Source organism: Streptomyces sp. NPDC058371, from assembly GCF_042723265.1.
GTDB lineage: Bacteria > Actinomycetota > Actinomycetes > Streptomycetales > Streptomycetaceae > Streptomyces.
Map to the genome: position 1 here is coordinate 202424 of NZ_JBHXJC010000012.1, position 7618 is coordinate 210041.

A 7618-nucleotide genomic window follows, 5' to 3' on the forward strand; every position below is an offset into this window, starting at 1 on the left:
AGGGCTGAAGGGCTGAAACGGTGAAGGGCTGAAGCGGCCTGGGCACACCTCACCGCACCTCGCCCGGGCACACCTCACCTCACCCCACCCGGGCTCACCCCACCCGGGCTCACCCCACCCGGGTGAACTCCACCGTCACCTCGGGCGGCCCGCCGGCCACGCCCCGGTAGATCCCCTTGTGCGGGGTCACGTCGTCGTAGTCGCGGCCGCGGCCCACCACCACGTGGGACTCGTCGGCGCGGGTGCGGTTCGTCGGGTCGTAGCCGGTCCAGTCGCCCGCCCAGTACTCGATCCAGGCATGGCTCTGGCCGGCCACGGGACGGTGCAGCTCGGCGTCGCGTTCGGGGTGCAGATAGCCCGAGACGTACCGCGTGGGCAGGCCCAGGCCCCGCAGGAGCGCGGCGGTGACATGGGCGATGTCCTGGCAGACGCCCGCACCCTGCTCCCAGGCCTCCGCGGCGCCGGTGTTCACGCCCGTGGCGCCCGGGATGTACGACACCCGGTCGGCGACCAGGGCGGAGACGGCGACCGCCGTCTCGTGCGGGCCGAGACCGTCGGCCGCCGCGCGGGCCCGGGCCACCAGCTCCGGCGGCACGGTGGTGCGCGAGGTCGCCGTCGTGAACTCCGCCAGCCGGGAGTTCGTGGCGGCCTCGGACACCTCGGCCCAGGCCGGGGCGGTCCCGAGCGGCTCCGGCGGCGAGGTCTCCACCAGGCTCGACGCCGTGATCGTCAGGTCGGCGTGCGGGTCCATCAGGTCGAAGCCGGTGACCTGGGTGCCCCAGTAGTCCCAGTACGACCAGGTGGGGGTGGACGGGTTCACGGTGACCCGGGCGTCCAGGGTCGTCTGGCCGGGCAGCGTCAGCGGGGTCATCCGCACCTCGTTGTGCGAGGAGACCGCGGCCTGCGCGTACGAGACGCGGGTGATGTGCCGGATGCGCAGCCGGCGGGTCACCGGCCTGCGCACCTCGCCCGGGTTGTTCGTCGCGTCACTCATGTCGCTCACGCTCCTTCCTGCGCCCACTCGACGGGCCCCTGGTAGGGGAAGAACTTCTCCGCCACCGCCTCCGCGCACGCCATGCACGAGTGCTGCAAGTCCCGCAACAGCTCCGGCAGTTGCTCCTCCAGGGCGTGCGAGTCCAGATACTCGAGACGGGTGCGCAGCCGGCCGATGGGACGGCGGGCCGGGTCCTGGCGCGGGCGCCCCAGCGCCGCCAGGCACTCCTCCGCCGTCGTCAGAGCATGCAGCGCCGAGCGCGGGAAGTCCCGGTCCATGAGCAGGAATTCGGCGACTCTGGGGGTGTCCCCGAAGCCGCCGTACACCCGCGCGTACGCCTCGTCCGCACCGCTCGCGCTGAGCAGGGTGGGCCAGTCGGGGGCGTGGGCCGCGTCCAACACCCGTACGGACAGTAGCCGTACGGTCATGTCCACCCGCTCCAGGCTCCGGCCGAGGACCACGAACCGCCAGCTGTCGTCGCGGCTCATGGTCGAGTCGGCAAGACCGAAGAAGAGCGCCGCCCGGCGCCGTACGAGCTCCAGATAGCCGTACGGGCCCGTGCGGCGGGCCGCCAGCCGCTGGTCGGCCAGCGCGTGCCAGGTGGAGTTGAGGCACTCCCACATCTCGGAGGAGACGGCCTCACGGGCGCTGCGGGCGTTCAGCCGGGCCGCGCCCAGCGCGCCCTCGATCGAGCACGTCGACCGTCCGTCGAAGGCGAGTTGGTCCAGCACCTGCTGCATGTCGACGCGCTGCCCGCCCGCGTCGACGCCCAGGATCGCGTAGAGGGAACGGCAGGCCACGTCCTCGTCGCGCCAGGGGTCCTCCAGGAGCCGGTGCAGATAGGCGTCGAGGATGCGCCCGGTGGCGTCCGCGCGCTCCACGTACCGGCCCGTCCAGGTCAGGGCCTCGGCTATCCGGGAGAGGATCACGTCGTTCACTGCTGCTGCGCCCCTTCCTGTACGAGGGTGTGGTCGCCGTCGGGTCCGTGCTGGCGGGGTGCCACCTCGGTCAGGGGGCCGCTCTCGTCCGGCACCGGACGTTCCGCGGATCCCTCCGCGAGCACCCAGGTGTCCTTGGAGCCGCCGCCCTGGCTGGAGTTGACGATGAGGTTGCCTTCCTGGAGCGCGACCCGGGTGAGGCCGCCGGGCAGCACCCACACGTCGCTGCCGTCGTGGACGGCGAACGGGCGCAGGTCGATGTGGCGCGGCGCCATGCGTTCGCCGGCGAGGGTGGGGGAGGTGGACAGGGCGACCGGGCGTTGCGCGATCCAGCCGCGCGGATCGGCGATGACCTGCTCGCGGACCCGGTCGAGCGTCTCGCGGTCGGCGTGCGGCCCGATCACGATCCCCTGACCGCCGGCCCCGTCGACCGGCTTCACGACGAGCTGGTCCAGCTGGTCGAGCACGGCCTCCAACTGGCCCGGTTCGTCCGGCCGGAACGACTCGACGTTCGGCAGCACCGGCTCCTCGCCCAGGTAGTACCGGATGAGGTCGGGGACGTAGGTGTAGAGCAGCTTGTCGTCGGCGATGCCGTTGCCGACGGCGTTCGCGAGCGTCACGTTGCCCGCCTGCGCGGCGCTCAGGATGCCCGGGCAGCCGATCACCGAATCCGGCCGGAAGTGGAGCGGGTCGAGGAAGTCGTCGTCGAGGCGCCGGTACACGACATGGACGGGCATCTCGCCCCGCGTGGTGCGCATCCACACCCGGTTGGTACGGCAGACGAGGTCGTGGCCCTCGACCAGCTGCACCCCCATCAGCCGTGCCAGCAGGGCGTGTTCGAAGTAGGCGGCGTTGCTGGGGCCGGGGGTGAGGACCACGACGCGCGGATCGGTGACCCCGCCCGGGGCCGCGGCTCTGAGCGCCGCCAGCAGCCGCTGCGCGTAGCCGTCCACCGGCGTCACGTGCTGTTCGGCGAAGAGCGAGGGGAAGATCCGGGTCATCGCGCGCCGGTTCTCGATGACGTACGACACACCGGACGGCACGCGGACGTTGTCCTCGAGGACGCGGAAGTCCCCCTGCTCGTCCCGCACCAGGTCGATTCCGGCCACATGGATGCGTACGCCGCCGGGTGGCTCGACCCCGTGCGCGGCCCGGTGGAAGTGCGGGGAGTTGAGCAGCAGCCGCCAGGGCACGACCCCGTCCTCGAAGGCCCGGCAGGGCCCGTAGGCGTCCGCCAGATAGGCCTCCAGCGCCTTCACCCGCTGGGCCACACCGCGCTGGATGAGATCCCATTCCAGCGCGTCGAGGATGCGGGGCACCAGGTCCAGCGGCCAGGGGCGCTCCTCGCCCGCGAACGCGTAGGTCACACCCCGGTCGGTGAACGCCCGGGCCATCTGGTCGGCCCGGAACCGCAACTCGCCCGGCTCGATCGGCTGCAGCGCGGCCAGCACCGGCTCATAGGCGGTCCTGACCACACCCGGCCGCTCAAACATCTCGTCCCACGCCTCGGCCAACGCGTACGCGTCGAATATGTCCGCCATGGCCTGACGTTAAGTGCGATCCGTAACGCGCCGGTCAAGCGGGGATTTCCGGTAGCTCACGTGGTGGGCGACGCATCTCACCGGCGCACCGGGGGCGTTGTGACGGTCATCTTGTTGCAAGGGACCGTACGGAGGTGCGGAAATTTACCGACGTATCCGCTCGATAGGGGGCGCTCGCGGGAAGGAGCCGTGTTGCGATGGCGGACGGGGCCGCGCATAGTTGCGCTGCGGAAGACGCCGAGGCGTTGCATCGCGCAAGACGCTGGAGCCAGGAATTTGGAGCCAGGGGTGGGAGATGGCGGGGCACAGGACGGACACGCATCCGCACGGTGCTGACCGGCTGTGCGAGGCCGGGGACCGCGTGTATTCCCGTGCCGTACGGCGCGGCCGCGTGCCGCGCTCGGACGCCGAAGCGGTGCCGTGCCTTCTCGAACTGGCGCTGCTGCACCCCGACCCCGACGACATGGGCTGGCTGGTGCCGACCTCGCCGCAGGAGGTCATGACCCGACTGCTGCGGGGCGTGTACGAGGAGGTCAGCGCGAGCCAGTCGCGGATGGGCGACGCCGTGTCCGCCTTCGAGTGGTACGCGGGGCTCGGCGGACGCGTCCAGGCGCCGGCGGAGGGCGTGGCGATCCGCGTCCTGGACGGACTGCCGCGGATCCGGGCCGCCATGGACAAGGCCACCGAGGAGTGCACGAGCGAGGTGTTGACCGTGCAGCCGGGCGGCATCCGCCGTGAGGACGAACTCTCCGAGGGGCTGCACCGCGCGCTGGAGATGCGCCGCCGGGGCGTGCGCATGCGCGACCTGTACACCCACGTGGCGCGGCACGGCCAGGGTCTGCTCAACTACATGGAGCTGATGGGCGACTGCGCCGAAGCCCGTACCCTCGACGAGGTCGTGGAGCGGCTGATCCTCTTCGACGGCACGGTCGCCTTCATTCCCGCGAACGACGACCGCACGGTCGCGCTGGAGCTGCGTCACCCGGCCCTGGTGGGCTATCTGGTGACGGTCTTCGAGCGGTTGTGGCGCCTGGCGATTCCCCTGACGGCGTCCCTGCCGGCGACGGGCATCGAGGGCATCACGCACCGCGAGCGTTCAATCGCCGCCCTCCTGGCGGAGGGACACCAGGACGCCGTGGTCGCCGAGCGCCTCGGCATCAGCGTCCGTACGTGCCGGGCGCACATCGCCCGTCTCTCGGAGACGCTGGGCGCCGCCAGCCGCACCCAGCTCGGCGTCCGCATCGCCCAGGCCGGGCTGGACGGCCCGCCTCGCTCGCCCGAACTCCAGAGCGTCACGGTTCCTGCGCCAGAATCCCCGACTGGCCGATGAGGTAGCCGAGCTGGGCCCGGCTGTCGCTGCCGAGGGTGGCGGCGAGCTTCGCTATGTGGACGCGGGCCGTGCGGATGTTCATGCCGAGACGGTCGGCGATCACGGCGTCGGTGTGGCCTTCGACGAGGAGGGCGGCTATGGCCCTCTGGCGGGCCGTGACGCCGTTCAGGACGGGCTGCGAGGCGGCTTCCGGGTACATGGGCGTGGCAAGCCGCCACAGGCGCTCGAAGGCGGCCACGAAGAAGTCGACCAGGGCGGGGTGGCGGACCTCCAGCGCGAGGGTGTGGTTCTTGTTCGCCGGGACGAAGGCCACGTTCCGGTCGACGACGATCATCCGGTCGGTGACCTCGTCGAGAGTGCGGGCCTCCACGTCGCCCTCCAGCCGCTCGTAGCGGGCGAGGACCGTCGGGGCGTTGCGGAGGGTGTGCTGGTAGAGGGTGCGGATCCGGCCGCCGCGGTCGAGCATGGCCTGGTCGCGGCCCATGGCCTCCAGGTGGATCTCGGGGTCCGTGCCGATGTGCGAGGTGCGCGGGTGGATGGCGAGAAGCTCCGTGTCCGCCCCCGCCATGGCCTCTCCGATGGCCCGGCCGATCCGTTCCTTGCCGCTGAGCACGGCGATCGCCGGGGTCTCCTCCGCGGCCGTGCTCCTGCCGTCGAGCCGCATGAGCGGTTCGAACACCGAGGCCAGGTGCTCCTCGCGCCGCCGTTCGTCCGCGATGCGGTCCTCGGCGGTGCGCAGCAGCCGGTGCAGGGCGACGGCAGGGGCCACGGGCTCCAGCCTGCTCATGTCCTCCACGGCCGGCTGGAGCAGGCCGGCGTCCACCAGGCAGGGGAGCGCGTCCGCCTCCCGCTGCGCGATCCGGCCCTCGCGCAGTGCGCGGGCGTACAGCTCCAGGCCCGCCTCGCACGGCTCCTCCGCGCGGTGCCCGTGCCCGGCGGTCACGTCCGGCCCTCTTCCCCGCGCATTCAGTGGCCCTGGTCCAGGATCCCCGACTGGGCTATCAGGAAGCCGAGTTGGGCCCGGCTGCCGCTGCCGAGGGCGGTGGCCAGCTTGGCGATGTGGGCGCGGCAGGTGCGGACGTTCATCCCGAGCCGGCGGGCGATGGCCTCGTCGACGTGGCCCTCCACGAGCAGCTTGGCGATGGAGCGCTGGACGCCGGTGATGCCGTCGGCGGTGTACTCGTACGGAACCTCTTCCATGAGCGGGGTCGCGCGCTGCCAGAGCTGTTCGAAGACCTTGATGAGGTACTGCACGAGGCCGGGGTGCCGCAGCTCCAGAGCCACCTGCCGGTCGTCCTGCGCGGGAATGAAGGCGACCGTCTGATCACAGATGATGAGCCGCTCGATGAGCTCTTCGAGCGTGCGGATCTCCACCTTGGCGCCGGCCATGCCGTCCATGTAGGCGAAGGTGCTCTGGCTGTGCCGGACCGTGTGCTGGTAGAGGGTGCGCACCGAGATGCCGCGCTCGATCAGAGGCTTGCTCCTTTCCAGCGCCTGGCTCAGGATGTGCTCCGGCCGGCTGCCGCCCGGCTGGATCGTCAGGACCTCGCTGCGGGCCTCGGCGATCGCCATGTCGAGCGCGGCGTTGATCCGGCCGATGCCCTCCAGCACGGTGATGGCGTGCGTGGTCGCCGGCTTCTGGGCGCTGATGGCCATGAACGGCTGAAAGGTGTCGGCGAGGTCGAGGCTGAGCCGTCGACGGTCCTGGATCTCCCGTTCCAGCGGTTGGAGTTGCTGGGCGAGCACGACGGACGGCGGCACCGGACGCAGCCAGTTCGCGTCGTCCGGGTCCGGGTGGAGCAGCGCGAATTCAAGCAGGCAGGGCGCGGGCTCGACCTCGGCACGGGATATACGTCCGGAGCCGAGAGCGCTCGCATAGAGACGAGATGCTTCGGCACACAAGTCGTTGATCCCATGAGGATGTGTCGGTTTTGTGCTCTCTGTTGGCAAATCTCCACCCCCCAGGGTCCTGAACGTGCAGGAACATGATGCATCGCATCTGTGGCATTGACGTCACTGAATGAGCCATCGTCATGTCTCACGGGGAGAAGAAGCCATCAAGTGAGGACGAAGCCGACCATGGATAAGAGAATGCTTCGCTCGGTGCTTGCTTCTGCCGTCGCTGCTGTGGCGCTGGCCTTCGGTACGGCCGGTCCCCTGGATGTCGGCTGGAGGATCACCTCTGACACGACCGGGAGCACGGCGGCCCAGGCCGCTGGAACCGGGGACGTCGGATGGCAAGTCGCCTCCGCCCCCCCCTCGACTCAGGACGTCGGATGGCAAGTCGCCTCCGCCCCCGCGACTCAGGATGTCGGCTGGGTTTCGCCTGCGGACGCAGACGCATGACCACTCCACCCGACGATCGTAGCTTCCGCCGCGAAATGGCCACCGCCTACCGCTCCGGCTGGCACTTCATCGACCTGGCCACCGCCATCCCCCACAGCGGTGACTCGTTGATGGTGACGGTGTTCGGAGAGCCGGTGGTCGTCACGCGGGACGACGACGAGGACGTCCGGGCGTACCGGTGTCTGCGACGGCCTCGGGGGGCGCCGCAGCCGGTGCGGTGCGCCATAAGGTACGGAATGATCTTTGTGAACCTGGACCAGCGTGACCATCAGCTGGTCGAGCCGGAAATCCCGGATGTACGGACCATCTCAGCCACCCCCCGCAGTGCCTGACGCGATTCCCCCGTCGTTGTAGATCGCGCAGGTACTTCCCCCCGCAGCGGGGGGGGGGGGGGGGGGGAGAGGGGGGGGGGGGGGGGGGGGGGGGGGGAGGGAAAGGAGCTAGACAACAGGTGGGTGGTTTTTTGTCT

7 protein-coding genes are annotated in these 7618 nt (G+C 70.8%); 2 read left to right on the plus strand and 5 right to left on the minus strand.

Going from position 1 to position 7618, the window contains the following annotated elements:
* Positions 1-109: 109 nt before the first annotated feature.
* Genes ACFWM2_RS29715 through ACFWM2_RS29725 form a run of 3 tightly spaced genes read right to left on the minus strand, consistent with a single transcriptional unit; the run spans position 110 to position 3473 of the window.
* On the minus strand, positions 110-952 hold the full coding sequence (locus ACFWM2_RS29715; RefSeq protein WP_383286481.1) for a transglutaminase N-terminal domain-containing protein: 843 nt from the start codon (positions 950-952) through the stop codon (positions 110-112).
* A 47-nt stretch (positions 953-999) separates the two neighbouring features.
* The gene (locus ACFWM2_RS29720) at positions 1000-1932 is read right to left on the minus strand and encodes an alpha-E domain-containing protein (protein WP_383286327.1); all 933 of its coding nucleotides are present in this window, start codon (positions 1930-1932) and stop codon (positions 1000-1002) included.
* A complete protein-coding gene (locus ACFWM2_RS29725; RefSeq protein WP_383286329.1) occupies positions 1929-3473 on the minus strand; it encodes a circularly permuted type 2 ATP-grasp protein in 1545 nt (514 codons plus the stop codon). Before ACFWM2_RS29725 ends, ACFWM2_RS29720 begins: the two co-directional genes overlap by 4 nt.
* 295 nt (positions 3474-3768) lie before the next feature.
* On the opposite strand from ACFWM2_RS29725, the gene ACFWM2_RS29730 reads away from it, so the two are divergent.
* Positions 3769-4803, plus strand: coding sequence for a LuxR C-terminal-related transcriptional regulator (locus ACFWM2_RS29730; RefSeq protein WP_383286331.1), 1035 nt, complete (start codon positions 3769-3771; stop codon positions 4801-4803).
* Here ACFWM2_RS29730 and ACFWM2_RS29735 read toward each other — a convergent pair.
* Both ACFWM2_RS29735 and ACFWM2_RS29740 read right to left on the minus strand, forming a co-directional pair.
* On the minus strand, positions 4766-5746 hold the full coding sequence (locus tag ACFWM2_RS29735; protein WP_383286333.1) for a helix-turn-helix transcriptional regulator: 981 nt from the start codon (positions 5744-5746) through the stop codon (positions 4766-4768). The genes ACFWM2_RS29730 and ACFWM2_RS29735 overlap by 38 nt on opposite strands.
* Before the next feature lie 23 nt (positions 5747-5769).
* Positions 5770-6714, minus strand: coding sequence for a helix-turn-helix transcriptional regulator (locus tag ACFWM2_RS29740; protein ID WP_383286483.1), 945 nt, complete (start codon positions 6712-6714; stop codon positions 5770-5772).
* A gap of 431 nt (positions 6715-7145) precedes the next feature.
* Here ACFWM2_RS29740 and ACFWM2_RS29745 point away from each other — a divergent pair, with 431 nt between their 5' ends.
* Positions 7146-7481, plus strand: a complete 336-nt coding sequence (locus ACFWM2_RS29745) for a hypothetical protein (RefSeq protein WP_383286335.1) — start codon at positions 7146-7148, stop codon at positions 7479-7481.
* Positions 7482-7618: the final 137 nt, after the last annotated feature.